Source organism: Aquibacillus koreensis (assembly GCF_025154055.1).
Classification (GTDB): domain Bacteria; phylum Bacillota; class Bacilli; order Bacillales; family Amphibacillaceae; genus Aquibacillus_C; species Aquibacillus_C koreensis.
This window is the reverse complement of record NZ_JAOALK010000062.1, coordinates 79,394-97,592: the sequence shown is the minus strand read 5'-3', so window position 1 is coordinate 97,592 and position 18,199 is coordinate 79,394. Positions and strand designations below refer to the sequence as shown.

Annotated in this window: 23 protein-coding genes; 18 read left to right on the top strand and 5 right to left on the bottom strand. The window is 34.7% G+C overall.

The annotated features are described in order from the left end of the window. Positions 1 to 2: 2 nt before the first annotated feature. The 4 genes from ctaF to NYQ66_RS20305 all read left to right on the top strand — a co-directional run bounded on the left by ctaF (position 3) and on the right by NYQ66_RS20305 (position 2,512). Complete coding sequence (ctaF, locus tag NYQ66_RS20320; protein WP_259872189.1) at positions 3 to 326, top strand: cytochrome c oxidase subunit IVB; 324 nt, start codon at positions 3 to 5, stop codon at positions 324 to 326. A gap of 138 nt (positions 327 to 464) precedes the next feature. Next, complete coding sequence (ctaG, locus tag NYQ66_RS20315; protein ID WP_259872188.1) at positions 465 to 1,352, top strand: cytochrome c oxidase assembly factor CtaG; 888 nt, start codon at positions 465 to 467, stop codon at positions 1,350 to 1,352. A 45-nt stretch (positions 1,353 to 1,397) separates the two neighbouring features. Next, the gene (locus NYQ66_RS20310; RefSeq protein ID WP_259872187.1) at positions 1,398 to 1,859 is read left to right on the top strand and encodes a DUF420 domain-containing protein; all 462 of its coding nucleotides are present in this window, start codon (positions 1,398 to 1,400) and stop codon (positions 1,857 to 1,859) included. A gap of 140 nt (positions 1,860 to 1,999) precedes the next feature. After that, positions 2,000 to 2,512, top strand: coding sequence for a GNAT family N-acetyltransferase (locus tag NYQ66_RS20305; RefSeq protein ID WP_259872184.1), 513 nt, complete (start codon positions 2,000 to 2,002; stop codon positions 2,510 to 2,512). Positions 2,513 to 2,542: 30 nt separating this feature from the next. On the opposite strand, the gene ytvI is transcribed toward NYQ66_RS20305, so the two are convergent. Both ytvI and NYQ66_RS20295 read right to left on the bottom strand, forming a co-directional pair. Beyond that, positions 2,543 to 3,601, bottom strand: coding sequence for a sporulation integral membrane protein YtvI (gene ytvI, locus NYQ66_RS20300; protein ID WP_259872182.1), 1,059 nt, complete (start codon positions 3,599 to 3,601; stop codon positions 2,543 to 2,545). Positions 3,602 to 3,909: 308 nt separating this feature from the next. Next, entirely contained in the window at positions 3,910 to 4,275 is a 366-nt protein-coding gene (locus NYQ66_RS20295) for a YugN-like family protein (RefSeq protein WP_259872180.1), read from the bottom strand. A gap of 217 nt (positions 4,276 to 4,492) precedes the next feature. Here NYQ66_RS20295 and NYQ66_RS20290 point away from each other — a divergent pair, with 217 nt between their 5' ends. From NYQ66_RS20290 to NYQ66_RS20265, 6 genes are all read left to right on the top strand, one after another. Beyond that, positions 4,493 to 4,921, top strand: a complete 429-nt coding sequence (locus tag NYQ66_RS20290) for a CBS domain-containing protein (protein ID WP_259872177.1) — start codon at positions 4,493 to 4,495, stop codon at positions 4,919 to 4,921. Between the two features lie 333 nt (positions 4,922 to 5,254). Next, entirely contained in the window at positions 5,255 to 6,319 is a 1,065-nt protein-coding gene (locus tag NYQ66_RS20285; RefSeq protein WP_259872174.1) for a CAP domain-containing protein, read from the top strand. Positions 6,320 to 6,429: 110 nt separating this feature from the next. Beyond that, complete coding sequence (gene ylbD, locus NYQ66_RS20280) at positions 6,430 to 6,858, top strand: YlbD family protein (RefSeq protein WP_259872173.1); 429 nt, start codon at positions 6,430 to 6,432, stop codon at positions 6,856 to 6,858. Between the two features lie 12 nt (positions 6,859 to 6,870). Continuing rightward, positions 6,871 to 7,104: a YlbE-like family protein gene (locus NYQ66_RS20275; protein WP_259872172.1), complete on the top strand. Its 234-nt coding sequence runs from the start codon at positions 6,871 to 6,873 to the stop codon at positions 7,102 to 7,104. Between the two features lie 60 nt (positions 7,105 to 7,164). Further along, positions 7,165 to 7,605 carry a YlbF family regulator gene (locus NYQ66_RS20270; protein WP_259872171.1) on the top strand — a complete coding sequence of 147 codons (441 nt, stop codon included), beginning with the start codon at positions 7,165 to 7,167 and terminating at the stop codon, positions 7,603 to 7,605. A 155-nt stretch (positions 7,606 to 7,760) separates the two neighbouring features. Then, positions 7,761 to 8,036, top strand: a complete 276-nt coding sequence (locus NYQ66_RS20265; protein WP_259872170.1) for a YlbG family protein — start codon at positions 7,761 to 7,763, stop codon at positions 8,034 to 8,036. A 31-nt stretch (positions 8,037 to 8,067) separates the two neighbouring features. Here the strand turns inward: NYQ66_RS20265 and NYQ66_RS20260 are convergent, their stop codons facing one another. Beyond that, on the bottom strand, positions 8,068 to 8,457 hold the full coding sequence (locus NYQ66_RS20260) for a DUF7147 family protein (RefSeq protein ID WP_259872168.1): 390 nt from the start codon (positions 8,455 to 8,457) through the stop codon (positions 8,068 to 8,070). An 833-nt stretch (positions 8,458 to 9,290) separates the two neighbouring features. Here NYQ66_RS20260 and rsmD point away from each other — a divergent pair. Continuing rightward, a complete protein-coding gene (gene rsmD, locus NYQ66_RS20255) occupies positions 9,291 to 9,851 on the top strand; it encodes a 16S rRNA (guanine(966)-N(2))-methyltransferase RsmD (RefSeq protein WP_259872167.1) in 561 nt (186 codons plus the stop codon). Next, the gene (gene coaD / locus NYQ66_RS20250; protein WP_259872165.1) at positions 9,851 to 10,342 is read left to right on the top strand and encodes a pantetheine-phosphate adenylyltransferase; all 492 of its coding nucleotides are present in this window, start codon (positions 9,851 to 9,853) and stop codon (positions 10,340 to 10,342) included. The genes rsmD and coaD overlap by 1 nt, the downstream gene beginning before the upstream one ends. 121 nt (positions 10,343 to 10,463) lie before the next feature. Here coaD and ylbJ read toward each other — a convergent pair whose 3' ends face one another. Then, positions 10,464 to 11,681, bottom strand: coding sequence for a sporulation integral membrane protein YlbJ (ylbJ, locus tag NYQ66_RS20245; protein WP_259872163.1), 1,218 nt, complete (start codon positions 11,679 to 11,681; stop codon positions 10,464 to 10,466). A 269-nt stretch (positions 11,682 to 11,950) separates the two neighbouring features. On the opposite strand from ylbJ, the gene NYQ66_RS20240 reads away from it, so the two are divergent. Both NYQ66_RS20240 and NYQ66_RS20235 read left to right on the top strand, forming a co-directional pair. After that, positions 11,951 to 12,745 carry a patatin-like phospholipase family protein gene (locus NYQ66_RS20240; RefSeq protein WP_259872162.1) on the top strand — a complete coding sequence of 265 codons (795 nt, stop codon included), beginning with the start codon at positions 11,951 to 11,953 and terminating at the stop codon, positions 12,743 to 12,745. Beyond that, complete coding sequence (locus tag NYQ66_RS20235; RefSeq protein WP_259872161.1) at positions 12,735 to 13,757, top strand: SepM family pheromone-processing serine protease; 1,023 nt, start codon at positions 12,735 to 12,737, stop codon at positions 13,755 to 13,757. Before NYQ66_RS20240 ends, NYQ66_RS20235 begins: the two co-directional genes overlap by 11 nt. 44 nt (positions 13,758 to 13,801) lie before the next feature. On the opposite strand, the gene NYQ66_RS20230 is transcribed toward NYQ66_RS20235, so the two are convergent. Further along, positions 13,802 to 15,016 carry a nucleotidyltransferase gene (locus NYQ66_RS20230; protein ID WP_259872160.1) on the bottom strand — a complete coding sequence of 405 codons (1,215 nt, stop codon included), beginning with the start codon at positions 15,014 to 15,016 and terminating at the stop codon, positions 13,802 to 13,804. A gap of 529 nt (positions 15,017 to 15,545) precedes the next feature. Here NYQ66_RS20230 and NYQ66_RS20225 point away from each other — a divergent pair. The 4 genes from NYQ66_RS20225 (at position 15,546) to NYQ66_RS20210 (ending at position 18,197) form a co-directional block, all read left to right on the top strand. Next, the gene (locus NYQ66_RS20225) at positions 15,546 to 16,076 is read left to right on the top strand and encodes a YceD family protein (RefSeq protein WP_259872159.1); all 531 of its coding nucleotides are present in this window, start codon (positions 15,546 to 15,548) and stop codon (positions 16,074 to 16,076) included. 132 nt (positions 16,077 to 16,208) lie between these two features. Continuing rightward, positions 16,209 to 16,382, top strand: a complete 174-nt coding sequence (rpmF, locus tag NYQ66_RS20220) for a 50S ribosomal protein L32 (protein ID WP_259872157.1) — start codon at positions 16,209 to 16,211, stop codon at positions 16,380 to 16,382. A 256-nt stretch (positions 16,383 to 16,638) separates the two neighbouring features. Further along, a complete protein-coding gene (locus NYQ66_RS20215) occupies positions 16,639 to 17,130 on the top strand; it encodes an RsfA family transcriptional regulator (RefSeq protein WP_259872156.1) in 492 nt (163 codons plus the stop codon). 188 nt (positions 17,131 to 17,318) lie between these two features. After that, positions 17,319 to 18,197 (top strand): 2-dehydropantoate 2-reductase, encoded by an 879-nt coding sequence (locus NYQ66_RS20210; protein ID WP_259872155.1) that lies wholly within the window; start codon positions 17,319 to 17,321, stop codon positions 18,195 to 18,197. The last annotated feature ends 2 nt before the right edge of the window (positions 18,198 to 18,199 follow it).

Genomic DNA, 18,199 nt, shown 5'->3' with positions numbered 1-18,199 from the left:
CAATGGCTGAAAACACCAATTCTGTGAACAACGAATTAGATTACCATAAAAAGAAGAAAAAAGAAGAAATGAAACAACAAGTTATTACGTTTGCTTTAATGATTGTCTTTACAATTATTGCTTTTACAATGGTTGAGGCTGACTTGGATAAGTTATTCGTTATTCCAATATTATTTATTCTTGCGATTGTTCAAGTAGCATTCCAACTATACTACTTCATGCATATGAGTCATAAAGGACACGAAATGCCTTCACTTATGATGTATGGAGGAGCTGCGGTTGCGTTTTTAACTGTTCTAACATTACTTGTACTAGTTTGGTGGTAATAATTGAGGTCAGGGATTTCTCCCGGCCTCTTTTGTTTAAAGAGAACATTTTTAGAAAATTGACACAATACTGTTGCATGTTTTTTTAGAAAGTTGCGATATAATAAGGCTATAAAGCCATTATTGGAGTGAGGAAAGATGTGGCTTGAATTACAAATCTTTGGATTTAGGGCATTATGGAGCCCATATTATTTGTTATTTGTGGTAGGGTTAGGAATATTATACTTCTTAATTACCGTAACGTTTCGTCATAAATTCACGGACGAAAAAGCACCGACAACAAATCAGTTTTTGTTTTTTTATGCAGGACTAGCATTACTTTATATCGTTAAAGGCTCTCCTATTGATTTATTATCACACATCATGTTTACATCACACATGGTGCAGATGGCTTTATATTATTTGGTTTTCCCTATTTTTATTATTAAAGGATTACCAGAATGGCTTTGGAGAAAGGTCTTTTATGCCCCTTTGCTAAAGCATATATTAGCTATTTTGACAAAGCCTTTAATTGCTTTGGTAGTGTTTAATGGATTATTTTCCATCTATCACATTCCTACCGTTTTTGATTATGCAAAGGAAAATGGACTTGCTCATGCAGTCATTACAACAGTTATTCTTGTTACAGCATTTCTTATGTGGTGGCCAATCTTTACACCAATAAAAGAAATGGAGAGGCTATCACCACTTTTGAAAATAGGCTACATTTTTGCGAATGGGGTTTTAATAACTCCAGCATGTGGTTTGATTATTTTTTCCATGGATCCAATCTATGCGACCTATAGTGAAACAGGTGGATGGATTCAAGCTCTTGCGCTTTGTGTACCTGGTAACGTGCTCAGTGGATTAACATTAACTGGACCACAAATGTTTTCACCATTGCCTATTGTGGAAGATCAACAGTTAGGTGGAATAATGATGAAAATTACACAGGAAATTGTGTATGGCATTGTGTTAGCCCGTATATTCTTTGGATGGTTCAATAAAGAAAGTCATAAGGTTGATCCAATTCCAACAGAATCATAAGTTTATCAAACAATATAATTGTAGTATAGAAAGGATACAACGCATATGTCTTTACCACTTTTACCAACGATTAGTACATTCTTTATCGTTTTAAGTGCTATATTAGTAGCAATTGGATGGCGACTTGTTGCTAAGAAAAAATATAAAGATCATAAAAAAGCGATGATTAGTGCGGCAATAAGCGCTTTGATTTTCTTTATTTTTTATGCTTCACGAACCATATTTGTAGGAAATACTAGTTTTGGTGGGCCGGAAGATATAAAGATTTATTATACGGTCTTCTTGATCTTTCATATCATATTAGCTACTACTGGAGCAGTGTTTGGTATTGTTACACTAACTCTTGCTTTCAAACGTAAAATTAAAAAACACAGAAAAGTTGGACCAATTACAAGTATTATTTGGTTCTTTACAGCAATTACAGGTGTACTTGTTTATTTACTTTTATATGTTTTCTATCATGGTGGAGAAACGACTAGTTTGATTAAAGCAATCTTAGGATTTTAGACAATAAGACTATCTCATTATTAAAGAGATGGTCTTTTTTTTATGTAAACTTATCACTAGTAGAATAGTTAGTGAATTTTAAGTGGTTACTCTATAATGAATATATACATACTAAATCGCATTGGGAGAGAGGGGACCGAATGTATATATTAAAAGGTTCAAAGGTCTTTATGGAGTCAATCGATTTACAAAGTGCAAGTCAATTGCTATTAGAGAAGGAAGCGTTTTTTGTTCAGCGTCAAATACCTATTGAACTTAATTGGCCTAGTGTGGCTTTTCAAGCATTCTTACCCATATATATGGAACAACTAGAGATAGGTAGTCACTTAGAGGGTTATGGCCCGTGGATTATTAGAAAACACAAAACGGAGCAAATAGTAGGTGAAATGTATATTAAAAAAGTAAGGGAAAATGGTTGGGATGAATTTGATCTTGGTTATCATATAATAGAGACATATAGGAATAACGGATATGCAACAGAAGCAGTGAGTTTAGTAACGGAATGGGCATTTCAGCACCAAATTAAAAAAATCACCGCGTATTGTGAAAGACTAAATGTTGCTTCACAACATGTTTTAATTAAAAATAATTTTTATGAGATAGGTGTTGACGAAGAATTTATTTACTTTGAGAAATTACTAGAGAAAAAATAGGCATGGACATGTGCCAATGCCTATTTTTTGCTAAATTTTAATATTCCATTTAATAATGCCAGCTTCTTTTGCTGAGTTAAATGCAATAACGAGAAGTGGTCCTAAAATAAAACCTAGAATTCCTATTAGCTGCAGTCCTAAATACATCGCTATTAATGTTGCAAGTGGAGATAGACCAATATGTCTCCCCATCACTTTAGGTTCCACAGTTCTTCTTATGGCAAGAAGTACAATAGCTAATACCGCTAACTCAGTTCCCATTACTACATCCCCAGTAATAAACATGTATAAGGACCAGGGACCTAATATTACAATGGAGCCTATAATTGGTATAAAGTCAATTAACCAAATAATTAATGCCATTATAATGGCATATTCTGGTGCGATATACAGTAATCCGAGTAAACTTACGATAAAAATAAAAATACTTACTAAGAATTGTGCTTTTAAGAAGCCTAATACGACATAGGATAACCTTGCATTCATAAATCTTACTTTTTCAGCGGTTTCCTCTGTCAAATAGTTATATACTTTAGTCTTGAGTCGAGGTAACTCTAGCATAAACATAAACAATGCAATTAAATATACGAGTAAACTAACTAATAGTTGTGGAACTTTTCCAACAAAACTTGCGATTTTTTCTAGTTCTAGACGATCTTTTAAACTTTCACTAAAACTACCTAAATTATCTTCTATACCATCAGTTACTTGTTTGACAAATTCATCTGGAAGATCCTCCGTAAGATGGTCCAGGTCAGATTCCCACTCTATCAATTTTTCGTTAATCTGATTTACATAGGAGGGTGCTTTTTCAGTGAAATTAACTACATGTGTAACTGCTGATGTAATGACATAAGTTCCGAGAATGCCGATTAGAATTAAAAATAAGATAAAGGTAATAATAACAGATATCTTTCGATTTAACTTAAATCGGAATTGTAACCACCGTATAGCGGGATTTAGAAATAGAGCAGTAATTAAAGCCAACAGTAACGGAATGGATACTGGTAATATAAAATATGCAGCAATAATTAGAAAGATTGTTAGGATTATTAATATCCATTGTTTTTTTGAAAGATAACGGAACAATTTATTTATGGATCTCCCTTCTAAGGAACAACTATAATCAAAATATAGCATGAAGTTGTGTTTTTGAATAGCAAAAATTTTTGTGATTTTAAATATCCTATAACACGCATATTTAACCGGAAAAAAACGTTAAGTTACTCTGCTTTTTATACCTTTTAAATCTGCTATATTTATTTTAGACGTTATTCATTGTTTATATTATAGTAACACGTAATAAGGGGATAAGGAATTTTTTGACGTGATTTTTACAAAAAAATCGTAAAAAAGTGAACGAAATAAAAAGGCTGTTGTAGTCAACAGCCTTGCCTTTATTTTTTGTATTTATCTAATTCGTCTTTTACACTTTTAAACAAGTTAGTAGCACGATCTACTACAGATTGAGGAAAGTTTTCCTGTTCTCCATACTCGATTCCGTGGGGGTAATAATGCTTACCTAATAGAGGAGTCATTACTTTCATAACTGCATCACCTTTATCTACGTCACCCTCAAGTGCATAACCCTGTAATCTTATATAGTAAGTAATGTTTTTTTCTGCTGAACCTATCTTATAATCATAGGTTACTCTTTCGTAGTCCCATTGACCAGCTCTTACAAAGCTAGCCTGACTCATTACATGGTCAAGTGGTTTTAAATCAACGATTGCGCCTTCAATACCTGTATTCTCTATTTTCATACTTCCACCTCACTGATAATTATGTATCTAAACTTATCATAGTATTAATTATAATAACTTGCAATTGATATAAATAAAATCATTAACAATTTATTAAAATTAATTTATTTCAAAATACTTTTTTAGACATGTTTGCTTTGAATGATGCAAGTTCTGATGATTTTCGGGAAAAGCTAAATGATGTATGGATAATTCATTTTAGGGAGGAAATGTATATATGAAAAGTGTCAAAGAAGTAATGTCATCAAATCTTGTGCATTGTACTGCAGATGATACGATAGTAGAAGCTGCAACGAAAATGAAGAACAATAATATTGGAGTAATCCCTGTTTGTGGTTCTAATCAAGATATTTTAGGGATGGTTACTGACCGTGATCTTGTAATAAGAGGATACGCTAATAAAAAAGATGGCTCTAGTAAGGTGCAAGAAGTGATGAGTGATCAACTCGTATCTGTTTCATCAGACACAACAGTGCAGGAAGCTAGTGACTTGATGGCAGAGCACCAAATAAGAAGGTTACCAGTTGTTGATAGTGGAAAACTTGTTGGTATAATCGCACTTGGAGACCTAGCGTTAGAGGATCAGTCAAATCGTGCTGCGGGACATGCGCTAGAAGAAATTTCTGAACGCCCAGAAGTCCATTAAACACGAAAGGCCCTTGTTAACAACAAGGGCCTTTCATTTGGCAAATTTTTATAGGAATATTTAGAGTATCCATACACTGTGATGTAACGCAAATAGGGGCTTCTGGTGACCATAAAACCATAAATCTTAGGCAAATAAGGGATCTCATAGCCGCTAAAATCATCCATTGAATTCTTAGTACGTGAGTTACGACGGAGTATGTATCTAATATGTAGTTTAAAGTATGCAAATAGACCTTACACGAAAATAAATGGCCGAAATATGCATTCTTTTCATATTCTTTTCCTTTTGCTACTATAATTTAGTTAGAGCACATGTAAAGGGGCAAAGGTAATGAAAGGAATAAAGGGAATTCTACTATTCTTATTGATATGCGGAGGAATATTTTATGTAATAGAAGGGGAATCAGGCTCGAAAGAAGTAATAAGTAACTTCGAACGCGTATTAGATAAAAAAATGCCAGAATTAGAATCAAAAACAACTCCATTATATGAATACCCTGTTTTAACGCATGATAATTCATTATTAAATTGGGTTGGTAGAGATGTTAAGGATTTAATAGAAACATTTGGACATCCAAATCGAAAAGATAAAAGCTCGTATGGCTACATATGGTGGGTGTACACCAATCAGAATAATCAACATATGCAGTTTGGTGTTAATGACGATAAAATACAAACCATTTTTGCTACGGGTGACCAAATATCTATCGAACCGGTTGAAATCGGACAGACATATGAAGAAGTAAAAGAGTATTTTGAATTTAATAAAGAAGTAATCTATTCAACGTATCGATTCTCATTAAAAGAAAAAGAAATAAAACTGATGCCTTTAGTTAAATTAGATGAGGATACATTCGTACAATTTTACTTTGATTCTTTTACAGATCAGTTATCTTCTATTCGAATACTAACTTCAGATCTCCTATTATTACAGAGACCATATGAAGTATTCTATCGAGGTAAGCTTCCTAGCACACCATTATTTACAGATGATGAATGGCACGAAATAGAGCTAGGTATGGAAAGGCAAATATTTGATATATCGAATGTCATCCGGTCGAGATTTAATAAACCTTCTTTAGCTTGGCATAAGCCATTGTCAGAAGTTGCATTCTCCCATAGTAAAGATATGGCGGACAACAATTATTTCTCTCATTATTCACAAAACGGGAAAAGTCTAAAAGACAGATTAGATGCTAGACAGATTAACTATTACATTGCAGGGGAGAATATTGCAGCACAATATGTTGATGGTCCTGCAGCTGTAGAAGGATGGTTAAACAGTGAAGGACATAGAGATGCTCTGTTAAAAGATGAATACACCCATTTAGGTGTAGGGGTATATCAGTATTATTACACTCAAAACTTTCTTCATCGCTTAGATGAGGAATATTAATTTTTTTGATAACTAGCCTAAATGTTCTAGAAAGATAATCCTGTCACATTGCCTAAGTGATGTACATAAAATAATCATAGATAAGTCTAGAGCATTGGGGTGACAGAATAATGTCTGAAAAAGAACTACATCCATCGATCAAAGAGTTTAAACAATTTGTGAAAAATCATCCAGGCTTAATAAAAGATGTTAGAAGTGGAAATAATGATTGGCAATCTCATTATGAAAAGTGGGTCTTGTTAGGAGAAGATGACCCTTCCTGGGCGAAATATCAGAGTGTTTCTAGCTCAGATAGTGAAAAGGAAGAAAAAAAAGGAAAGGAAACAAAAGAGAAAAAGGAAAAGCAAGAAATCATGGGCCAGCTTATGAGAATGGTTGAAAACATGGATTTAAATAAAGTAGAAGGTCACATGAATCAATTAAATGGTGCAATTACTAATATTCAAACGCTTATTGGTCAGTTTCAAGACGTGAAAAAGCAAATTCCGAAAAAATCCAATTCAAGCGGCAGACCACCGTTTCAAATAAATAAAGATTAGGGAGGTAATGATATGCAGCCTAGTCTTTACAAGTATTTACAGGGAAGAAATGATCTATTACATTTTATTCGACAAAATCCACAATGGTATCGACGTTTGACAAGAAACCCAGATCAACTTGAAGCATTAGAAAGAGAAGCAAAGGTATTCTATGGGAAAACAGTACCACAACGAATTGAAAAGGTTTCAAGCCAAATTCAAATGGTATCTATGTTAATGCAAATGGCAGGCGCAATGAAAGATTAATGCCTGTCCTCTTTTATTTGTATGAATTTCTTGGTATGATGGAAGCTGGAGGTGGGCAATTTGTTAGCAACTATTGAAATTGTTGATCTAATTGATAAATCAGAACACATAGGTCAGATGATTTTACAGTCTGACGTTATGGATGAATATATAAAAAGAAAGACTGCTTTATTAGATGACCAGGAAGCACAACGTCTAATAACAGATTTTCAAAAAGTAAAGGATCAATATGAAGAGGTCCAACGTTTTGGAAGATACCATCCAGATTTTAGCACCATAATGAAAGAAGTACGTTCAACTAAACGAGACGTAGATATGAACGAGACGGTTGCTGCTTTTAAGGTTGCAGAAAGAAACTTGCAAGGCCTACTGGATGATATTAGTGAAATTGTAGCTCACAGTGTTAGTCAACAAGTTAAAGTACCACGAGAGGGTGCATTAATGAAAGACAGTGGATGTGGTTGTGGCTCTGGTGGGGGTTGCGGCTGTCAGGCCTCATAGCTATTTATTTAATGATAAAGGTCTGCTTATACGAGCAGACCTTTATCATTATAAACTTGTTATCTAATAATATGAGGCTTTGCATTGCTCCATACACAATATTCTGATAAAATGAAAATAATAATGATCAAAGTATGAACTAGTGAGGACTTATTATGCGTACAAAACGTCAAGGGTTAATTGTTTGGTTTCAACACATGAAGAATATCAAACAAATTAAAAGATACGGCCATCTCATATATGTTTCAAAAGACTTGCGGTATGCTGTCCTATATGTAAACCAAGATGAAATAGAGCATAAGCAAGAAAAGTTGAATAAATTACCTTTTGTATCGAAGGTTGACTTATCTTATAAGCCATTTATAAGAACAGAGTATGAGAATGCAAAGATTGATAAAGCAAAAGAATATGATTATAAAATGGGCATTTAAAAAAATCCTCTTACAGTGTAAGAGGATTTTTTTATGCATTGGAATACACCAAATGATTCATTTGAAGAATACCAATTAAATGTTGGTAATAAAGGGACCTTTCATGAAATATATTGGAAGGTTTTACAGTTAAGGACTTAATCTGTTTACTATATTCTTGCGCAACATTTTCAAATAAATCGTATCTTTTTGATTTTTTACTATCAGGTGTAGGAATCCCTTCCAGACATATATAAATCGGTTGAAAGTTTCCCTCTCTTGTTGGCTTCATTACTAAAGCCAAAGAAGTTACTTGTTTCTTTTCTTTGGTTGTATGTATAGCAACGAAATGTTCTATTCTTTCAGGCATTCGTTTTGCTAACTCAATCAACTCATAAATATCTGCATAGCCTTCACCTAACTCGATACATTTTTGAATCATAATTTTCTCCACCTTATTTATTTGCTATATATCACTGTACTAGAAAAATAGACAAAATGCCATAAAGGGTGTATCTATTTACTGTATAAGACATAATTTCTATAAACTCTGTCTTATTGGAATTAGCATCATAACGCCGTTCCGGCAGAATACTTCGCTTTCCGAGGAGGAATCACGAAAAATCCCAAAACCCGGATTTTTCTAAGTTCAGATTCCTCTTGCGGGCACGGCCTCAGCCTCCTCGTGGAAGGGCACCACTGCGGGGTCTTCACCTCGCGCTATTCCCGCAGGAGTCTTCGTATTCTACTGTTTTGTGCTTTCTACTCATTGAATCTATTGGAAAATGATACAAAAATAATACAACTAGGAATTACATTTTTAAATGAACGCCATTACTAGGTCAATGTATGTATCCTTATTTTGAAGCAGTTATTAGCGGAGCGGGTTGAGATAGTTACGACGCATTTTATATCAAATGTGACACTCTTGTAAGCATCCTGTTTTACAAAAAGAGTCAAAAAAAAGCCTGCAGATTATCATAATCTGCAGGCCCTTTTTGTTTTCTAATTTAGAAAACAAAAAGGCAAAGGGAGAGGAGAAACCGGAGGAGGACTTATGGGGAAACGTAAGTCTTCTCCGTGTTCAGAAGCAACTAATAGGATTGTTAGCTGCCTCATTAAGTTATTATGGACGCATTACAAAATTATATACATAGTCTAAATAGAAATTTTTCACATCAAAGGCATTAGTAATTACTATTTACTTTTCCATTTCCTGATTATTAACTTTTATGGTAGGATTAATGTCGAACAATAGATAAGGGTGTGAGCCACATGAGGGTAATTTCTGGAGAATTTAAAGGGCATCCGCTGAAACCAGTGCCAAACCGCTTAACAAGGCCAACTACGGACAAAGTGAAAGAAGCATTATTCCAAATGATTGGTCCTTATTTTAATGGGGGAAGCTGCTTTGACCTGTTTGCTGGTAGCGGAGGGTTAGGAATTGAAGCGCTAAGCAGGGGCATGGATCGAGCAGTTTTTGTTGATAACCATCCAAAAGCGATCCAAACGATACATAGTAATCTTCAATCACTTAAAATAGAAAATCGATCGGAGGTATTTCGTACAGATGCTTTTCGGGCTATTAAAGCTGCTGGAAAAAGAGGCCTCATCTTTTCTTTCATATTTCTTGATCCACCTTACGAAAAAGTATCTTATGAAAAGTTATTAAATTTGATCTATACGAATCAACTATTAGAAAAAGATGGTACTATCGTTTGTGAGCATGAAGCAAACCAAACACTTTCATCTGATGTAATGGGATTTAGCAAAATCCGAACAGAAATGTATGGGAGTACAACAGCAATTACACTGTATAAATTGGAGGAGAAATGATGAGTAGGCTTGCCATATGTCCTGGTAGTTTTGACCCTGTCACATTTGGTCATTTGGACATTATTCAAAGAAGTGCCAAAGTATTTGATAATGTTATTGTCGCTGTATTTAATAATCAATCGAAATCACCCCTCTTTACGGTAGATGAGAGGGTGGCTATGCTACAAGAAGCTACAAAACATATAAATAATGTATCGGTGGATGCATGTAGTGGTCTACTAGTAGAATATGCGAAGAAAAAAGAGGCGCAAGCCATTGTTCGAGGGTTGCGGGCGGTTAGTGATTTTGAATATGAAATGCAAATAACTTCTATGAATAGAAAGCTAAATGAAGAAATTGAAACCTTTTTTATCATGACGAATAATCAGTATTCGTTTTTAAGTTCTAGTATGGTCAAAGAAGTGGCGAAATATCAAGCTGATGTATCGGATCTCGTTCCGACAGTTGTTCAAAAAGCCTTAATTGATAAGTTTAATAATTATATAGATTAATCAATTTCACAATACCAATTTATTGACATTCTAAATGTCTATTTAAGGTGGTTGTCAAATTGACTCAGATGAATAACTAAAAGCTACACCTATATGATGGACAGGTGTAGCTTTTATGTATTTATTTAGCTTTAGCATTATTTGTTCGCGTGAGTAAAATACAAATACTTAGCGCTAACGTACATAAAGTAACCAATGGACCAATCGTTTGTAATAAGTGAACTGCGTCAGCCCATGGTTGTGCATGGATCTGCGACCAAACCGGCATGTGCTTTTCACTGCCTGCCTGCTGATTGGTGTACAAGGGCTTATATAACAAAATCACTAGAATACTTGCAAATATCCCATGTAATATTCTAGAGAAAAAATAAGGAGCAAATCGAATATCCGTTTCTGCTATGATGCTTGCAACTTGGGCTTGAACGGAAAAACCATTGAAAGCTAAGATGAAACTAAGGGCAATCGCTTGAAAGAAGAGACTATTAACTTCAGCATCCGATATTAATTTTGCTCCAAGTGTTATCTCGAATAAACCAGAAAACATCGGTAGTGCTAATTGCTCAGGAATTCCTAAAATATTTAAGCCTATTGCAAGAAAACTTGCAAAAATGGTGGCTATGCCTATGATAGAAATTAACTTTGTAAAAACGGAGAAAATAATGATAAACCCACCGATCATCAATAGTGTTTGAACAGAGTTAATAACTGCATCCCCTAAAATTTTGCCGAAGGGTCGCTTTTCTTTTAATCTTGTTCGGTGTAGTTCCTGTAATGCCTTATAAATAGAAAGCCTTCCTGAGCTTCTCTCGGGAATCTCCTGTGAATTTTTTCCGTAAAATCGCATGCATATGCCTACAATTGCATTCCCTAAATAGTGACACACAGCCAACAATACTCCGAGTTGTTCATCGTGAAAAAAACCTACAGATATTGCACCTATAATAAACAAGGGGTTAGAAGCATTTGTAAATGAAACAAGTCTTTCAGCCTCAATTTTAGTGATTTGGTTTTCTTGCCTTAATCTTGATGTTAGTTTAGCGCCTGAAGGATACCCACTTGCCATACCCATTGCCCATACAAAACCTCCTACACCTGGAACATTAAAAAGAGGGCGCATAATTGGTTCGAATAATACACCAATAAATCGAACGACACCAAATCCAATAAGTAATTCTGCGGTAATAAAAAAAGGTAAGAGAGATGGGAATACAGTTCCCCACCACATATCAAGTCCACGTTCACTTGCATTAAGTACCTCGCCAGGAAAATTAATTAACGTAATAGCGGTAAAGATAGCTATTCCTGCTAAACTGAGTGATTTAAATTTATCTTTCAACATGGAGCCTCCTAGAACATATAAGTAACTTCGATTTGATGCATAATTTAATGAAATAACCAATAAAGTCTGTACCGTGAATTTGAGTTTTATCTGTACGATTATGATAGGGAAAGTGGTTAAGAAACTTCAATCTCTGTACTTATTATTTTTATAATAGTAGAATATGGATAGTTCTTTTGTACAAGCGGTCCTATTTCAATATACGCTCATAGATGCTTTATTTATGCCATATTATGATAAAAACACTTTGAAATAAGGAGCGTATTCTTTTGTCTAACCCCAAAATAGGCTTGGCTTTAGGTTCAGGTGGAGCTAGAGGTTTTTCGCATCTCGGTGTAATAAAAGTACTTAAAGACTATAATATTCCAATTGATTACATTGCTGGAAGTAGCATGGGTGCTTTGGTAGGCGCTTTATATGGAGCGGGTCAAGAAATTCAAGATCTATATACATTAGCTAGAACCTTTAAGAGAAAGTTTTTTTTAGATTTCACATTGCCAAAAATGGGATTTATTCAAGGTAATAGAATTAAGGAGTATTTAAAATTAACGACGTACAATAAACGATTAGAAGATTTCCATATTCCTGTTGGCATCGTAACAACTAATTTATATACAGGTGAGAAGAAAGTTTTTTTTGAAGGAAGTGCAGCTGATGCCGTAAGGGCTAGTATTTCCATGCCTGGAATATTAGTCCCTGAGAGGATTGGAGGTCAATTGTTCATCGATGGTGGAGTTGTTGACCGTGTTCCAGTCTCAGTAGTTAAAGACATGGGAGCTGATATAGTCATTGGTGTTGATTGTTCACGTTTTACTATAAATACGAATATTTACTCTATTTATGATGTCATGCTCCAAAGTATTGAAATAATGCAAAATAAAATGGTTAGCTTTGCAGGAATCGATGCTAATATCATGTTGGCTCCAGATGTAGTAGAATATAATTCTCGTTCATTCACTAATACTTTAGAGATTATTTCACAGGGAGAAAAAGAAGCAGAAAAGAATATCGATCATATATTTCGTATCATCAAGTCGTGGAAGGAGAACGAAGATGAGGTATAACCGTCGCAATCTTATTTTATCTATAATTGTTATTTTATTTTTAGCTTTTTTGGTAGGCTATCAACTACCATTTTACATTTACAAGCCAGGAGGTGCTGATGCGCTTAACCCAGTAGTCCAAGTGGATGGGGGCCATGAGAGTGCAGGTGATATGCACCTTGTGACCGTTAGAGGAGGTCAAGCAACGCCTTTACAATACCTTTGGGCCTCATTTATGCCGCATCAGGATATTCATCCACTTAGCGAGATATTTCCTGAGGGGATTACGCAAGAAGAATACTTTCAGGCTCAATTACAAATGATGGAAAGTTCACAAGAGGCTTCCATCGTCGTTGCCTATGAAGCTGCAAATAAACAAATTGAAATAGAATATGAAGGGGTTTATGTTGTAGCTGTGATTGAAGGAATGCCAGCAGAGGGAATTCTTCAATCCGGTGATAAAATTCTCTCTGTTGATCATCTTTCAATTCAACAAACAGATGAACTTATTGATTATGTAGGTGAAAAAAAAGCTGGAACTACAATATCCATAACGATAGAAAGAGAAGGAGATCAAATAACAGAAGATATTACATTAGAAGCATTCCCTGAACTTGAAAATAAAGTTGGAATGGGAGTTCAACTAGTTACCGACCGAACAGTTACAGAAAATCCCAACGTAGAGTTCAAAAGTGGTAATATCGGCGGTCCAAGTGCAGGCCTTATGTTTTCTTTAGAAATCTATGATCAGTTAACGGAAAGAGATATTACGAACGGTCTTCAAATAGCTGGTACAGGGGAAGTTGATTACGAAGGTAATGTAGGCAGAATTGGGGGAATTGATAAAAAAGTAATAGCAGCTGACGAAGAAGGTTGTGATGTGTTTTTTGCTCCAAATGAGAATGGTTCTGAGAATTCTAACTTCCGAGTAGCTACAGAAACTGCCAAAGAAATTGGTTCAGAAATGACAATAGTACCTGTAGACACGTTCGAAGATGCTTTAGAGTATTTAGAAGGCATAGAAGGAAAGTAACAAAAAATAAATGTAAAGAGGGTCCAGATGGGCCCTCTTTACATTTATGATAAGATTATCGGAGGTTCTAACTCTTGTTTTCTTAATTTAAGTTTCTGTTTCGATGGAAGGATACTGTAATAAGCATCTGTTGCACGTTCTTCCGCTTGTAACACAGGTCCGGGATCTTTCTTAAATCCGGTAATAATTGGCTGTTCTATTTGTTTTTTCTTTTCTTTTAAGTAGGCCCGTCCTTTTTGTGTCATCCCAAGTAACCGAACGTAAGGAGCCTCATCAGCATGCAATAACGATTGAATGAGATCCTTTTTTGTATTGGTTAGTATATGGACAAATACTCGTTGTAATCGCGTCCAGGTATATCGTTTCGTTTTTAAAGTTTCCATCCAATTTTTAAAGCTATCTACCTGAGAAGCTGTTCTTTTTAGACGATGCTCTATTCCTTCATTAACACCATGAATAGTTCGTAGCTCTTCATGAGACATCGTTAATACACGGTATTGAAGTAGGGGAAAATATTTTTCCCACTCATGCCAAATTCCGTTACTTAATAAGTATTGATCTAATGCCTTCTGCGTCATATCCGGAAGTGTTGAAACAGCTTTTGAGGTTAACTTACCATAAGCTAATAATTCTTTTCGTATACTAGTTGCACTTGCAATGGAATGGGCTATATCTTGGTCATGAAAGTCATTTTTATAGCGCTTAATTGTCACGGGCGTTATAGGTGTATTCGTCTGAAAGATTCCTTTCACATAACCAAATCCTAGAATATTGTTAGGTTGTGACAGATCTACTTTTCCTTTTGTTAAACCAATGGTTGAATAGGCGTTTTTACTAGCTTCAGGGAAGGATTTTCCAGTAGTTAACTCTTCTTTTAAATCTTTATGAAATTGGTCTTTATGGAGCTCAAGAATATGATATGCTTCGATGAAATCATTCACTTCACCATGTTCACTTCCAAAGCAAACGGTCGAAGTTTTAAGCGCATCTAATGTCATTATAGCACCTCTTGCAAATAGATCGCTATGTTGAACAGCATATACAAATGGCAATTCTATAACAATATCTACCCCTTGCTGTAAAGCGATTTTTGTGCGAGCATACTTATCAATAATAGCTGGTTCACCACGTTGTAAGAAGTTTCCGCTCATTACTGCGATCATGCAATCAGCGTTCGTGACTTTCTTTGCTTGGTCTAAATGATATTGATGTCCATTATGGAACGGATTATATTCGACAATAAGTCCACAGGCTTTCATTGAAACACTCCTATTATATTATCCAGTGCTGGTGTTAAGTAAGTTTAGTTTATTTTAACACAATTGTACTATTGCAGAATAATACGGTTGATAAAAAGTTTTTTTCACTGTTATACGAGGTGTTTTTACGTATTGAAGTTAGTTTTTGACGAAATGAATGACTCAAGCCGTTCTACCTTTAATCACTTTATTTTCCTAGTACGTATCGTAAATGACTCTAGAGCCTTATTTGTACAAATAATACTGATTTTATAGTAATATTATAAAATAACGAACCGGATGGCTACTCACTTTTCCGTACATTGGAATCTTTCTTTTGTTGGAACAAAGTCAGATAGAGTTACGATCGTTTTAAATTCTACTGTGATGGTTAAGATAACTATGTTACCTGACAAAAATAAGCATAAATAGGTCTATTCGTTATGTTTCAAGTAAACAATGATGGATAATTATCTATGTGTAAAGAAAAAATATTGACAAAAAGGTATTTTCCTTTTAAAATAACCTTTGTTGCCTTGAGGTGGTAAAAATGAAATTTTCACTTAAAAAATTGAAAATCTCTGGTTCGGAACCGTATCGATTTGATGATTATGTCGATGTATCTGAATTAGAAGATATGAACAATGATATTAGGAAAATTGAGCCTGTGTTAGTAAAGGGCTATGCTACAATGCAAGGTGATCAAATTACCTTTCATTTCTCAATCGAAGGAACAATGATTTTGCCTTGTGCAAGAACACTTGTAGACGTACCATATCCTTTTAAGGTTGATGCAATGGAAGTATTTTCTGCATCGCCGTATTACCAGGAAGAAGATGAGTCTGAAATTCATCCTATAGATGGAGAAATGCTTGACTTAACTCCTTATATCAAGGAAAATGTTTTATTGGAAGTTCCTTTTCGGGTGTTTTCTCAGGATAAAGAAGTACAAGAAAATGCCTTAACAGAGGGAGAGGGATGGGAAGTTGTATCTGAGAAAAAATCAGATAATAAAATTGACCCACGCCTAAAAAAATTACAATCATTATTAGAAGATAACGATGAAGAGGAAAATCAATGACGTCTAGTGGAGTAATTCTCCACACCTGATGTTTGTTCGAATAAGAACAGCTGAGCTTTTTACGTCAAACCGACCTACTAATTTGTAGGATAAGGATAGATTTTCGTTTCGTGTGTGAAGGAGGTGTAAGACATGGCAGTACCTAAAAGAAGAACTTCTAAAAAAGTGAAAAACCAACGTCGTACGCATAAAAAGTTACACGTGCCTGGTATGATTGAGTGTTCAAATTGTGGTGAATATACAAAGCCACACCATGTTTGCAAATCTTGTGGACAATACGATGGTAAACAAGTAGTTGAGCAATAAGTCTAAAATAGATTTGTAAATGTAACAGATCTCACATTTACATGTGAAATATTTGTTGCAACCATAAATACGTTCAAAAAAAGATGACTGATATCAGTCATCTTTTTTTGATAGAGCATAATAGAAAATTTACTAAAAGTAGTACACCAACTAGTAAATGAGTGTATAAAAAATTCGGAAATAATAAAAAGATTTATTCTATCACTCCTATTTTTTGCATACATTGATAGCAAACGATGTATATAGGAGGGGTGTAATGAATAATTCGAGGCAAGATGCGTGGAGTCAAGATGAAGATGTATTGCTTGCTGAAATAGTATTGCGATATATCCGTGAAGGCAAGACGCAATTAGAGGCTTTTAAAGAAGTGGGGAAAAGATTGTCTAGAACACCTGCAGCTTGTGGGTTTAGGTGGAATGCTTCCATCCGAAAACAATACCAAAAAGCCATTGAATTAGCTAAGAAAGATAGAAAACAACAAACAGAACCAATGATAGACAAGACGTACGTTGAGGAAGATGTGCGCGAAGAAGGAACATTAGATGCCGCTATCTCACTATTAAAACAAATGAAAGTTAGTTATTCTAATGACAGAGACCAAGTTGATCAATCCCAGGTGCAACTATTACACGATGAGATAAGAGAGTTGAAGCAACAATTAAAACGCTATGAAGAAGCATGGAAGGAAATGGGTCAATTATGGCGTTGGGTAGATCACGAGGATGAACGTAAATCGTTAACAAAATAGATATTGAGTTGGATGACCCTTGATGACAGAAAAGAAGTCAACAAGGGTTGTTTTAATGTTAAATAGACCATGTCTAAGATTTTGTCGTTTTAAGACTAGACTTACTTCTCCTGAATGCTTTATGATTTATTAGGATAATCCAAAACGTAATAGAAGCAGAATAGTGACATACAAAGAGGTGTTATCTAATGAAAATTGGAGTTATCGGTGGAGGAGCAATAGGTTTGTTAGTTTCTACATATCTATCCCGACTTGGACATGATATTACAATTTATGTACGAAATAAAGAGCAAAAGGATGAAATAAATAATCAGGGAGTACACTTGGTTGGTGAAAGGCCAACCAAGGTTACCGCTCTTTTTTTTCATGAATATAAGGAACAGGACTATGTTTTTGTGTGTGTTAAAAGTTATCAATTAGCAAGTGTAATTCATGCCATTAAGGCAATTGAAGCACCAACTATTTTTTTGCAAAATGGAATGGGACATGTGGATGACCTACAATCATATCAACTAGAACAAGATATAATTGTTGGTACATGTGAACATGGGGCCATGAAAAAGAATCATTGTTCCGTTCACCACACTGGGTTTGGGAAGATAAATTTGGCTAGTCTAAACGGTGAGAGGGATAGCTTAATTAGGTTAGTACGAGTGATAGATCATCCTGCATTTCCATTTAAAGAGCAAAATAATTGGTACAAGATGCTCGGTGAAAAATTAGTAGTAAACGCAGTGATAAATACAATTACTAGTATATTTCAAGTCAAAAATGGCGAGATTTTAACTAATCCTTATTTAGAAAGTTTGGCACAATCAATATGTAATGAGGTTTGTGTGGTTTTAGGTTTTGATCAGAAAAGAGAATGGCGCAATGTGAAAACGATAATTGATTTAACTAAAGAAAACAATTCCTCTATGAAAGAAGATATTTTCTATAACAGACAAACAGAAATTGAAAGTATCATCGGATACTTGTTAAAGCATGCAAAGTCTTCCCTTCCGAATTTATCCTTTGTATATAATGCAGTAAATGCGTTGCAGTATATCCAAGAGGAGGGAAGTTAAAG

What these genes read in the sequence shown, in the direction of transcription:
- NYQ66_RS20225 (WP_259872159.1), top strand. Translation starts at nt 15,546, where the DNA reads ATGAAATTTTCACTTAAAAAATTGAAAATCTCTGGTTCGGAACCGTAT.
- coaD (WP_259872165.1), top strand. Translation starts at nt 9,851, where the DNA reads ATGAGTAGGCTTGCCATATGTCCTGGTAGTTTTGACCCTGTCACATTT.
- NYQ66_RS20275 (WP_259872172.1), top strand. Translation starts at nt 6,871, where the DNA reads ATGCAGCCTAGTCTTTACAAGTATTTACAGGGAAGAAATGATCTATTA.
- NYQ66_RS20230 (WP_259872160.1), bottom strand. Translation starts at nt 15,016, where the DNA reads ATGAAAGCCTGTGGACTTATTGTCGAATATAATCCGTTCCATAATGGA.
- NYQ66_RS20265 (WP_259872170.1), top strand. Translation starts at nt 7,761, where the DNA reads ATGCGTACAAAACGTCAAGGGTTAATTGTTTGGTTTCAACACATGAAG.
- ctaF (WP_259872189.1), top strand. Translation starts at nt 3, where the DNA reads ATGGCTGAAAACACCAATTCTGTGAACAACGAATTAGATTACCATAAA.
- ctaG (WP_259872188.1), top strand. Translation starts at nt 465, where the DNA reads ATGTGGCTTGAATTACAAATCTTTGGATTTAGGGCATTATGGAGCCCA.
- NYQ66_RS20210 (WP_259872155.1), top strand. Translation starts at nt 17,319, where the DNA reads ATGAAAATTGGAGTTATCGGTGGAGGAGCAATAGGTTTGTTAGTTTCT.
- rsmD (WP_259872167.1), top strand. Translation starts at nt 9,291, where the DNA reads ATGAGGGTAATTTCTGGAGAATTTAAAGGGCATCCGCTGAAACCAGTG.
- ylbD (WP_259872173.1), top strand. Translation starts at nt 6,430, where the DNA reads ATGTCTGAAAAAGAACTACATCCATCGATCAAAGAGTTTAAACAATTT.
- NYQ66_RS20260 (WP_259872168.1), bottom strand. Translation starts at nt 8,457, where the DNA reads ATGATTCAAAAATGTATCGAGTTAGGTGAAGGCTATGCAGATATTTAT.
- NYQ66_RS20305 (WP_259872184.1), top strand. Translation starts at nt 2,000, where the DNA reads ATGTATATATTAAAAGGTTCAAAGGTCTTTATGGAGTCAATCGATTTA.
- NYQ66_RS20235 (WP_259872161.1), top strand. Translation starts at nt 12,735, where the DNA reads ATGAGGTATAACCGTCGCAATCTTATTTTATCTATAATTGTTATTTTA.
- NYQ66_RS20295 (WP_259872180.1), bottom strand. Translation starts at nt 4,275, where the DNA reads ATGAAAATAGAGAATACAGGTATTGAAGGCGCAATCGTTGATTTAAAA.
- NYQ66_RS20215 (WP_259872156.1), top strand. Translation starts at nt 16,639, where the DNA reads ATGAATAATTCGAGGCAAGATGCGTGGAGTCAAGATGAAGATGTATTG.
- ylbJ (WP_259872163.1), bottom strand. Translation starts at nt 11,681, where the DNA reads ATGTTGAAAGATAAATTTAAATCACTCAGTTTAGCAGGAATAGCTATC.
- NYQ66_RS20310 (WP_259872187.1), top strand. Translation starts at nt 1,398, where the DNA reads ATGTCTTTACCACTTTTACCAACGATTAGTACATTCTTTATCGTTTTA.
- NYQ66_RS20285 (WP_259872174.1), top strand. Translation starts at nt 5,255, where the DNA reads ATGAAAGGAATAAAGGGAATTCTACTATTCTTATTGATATGCGGAGGA.
- rpmF (WP_259872157.1), top strand. Translation starts at nt 16,209, where the DNA reads ATGGCAGTACCTAAAAGAAGAACTTCTAAAAAAGTGAAAAACCAACGT.
- NYQ66_RS20290 (WP_259872177.1), top strand. Translation starts at nt 4,493, where the DNA reads ATGAAAAGTGTCAAAGAAGTAATGTCATCAAATCTTGTGCATTGTACT.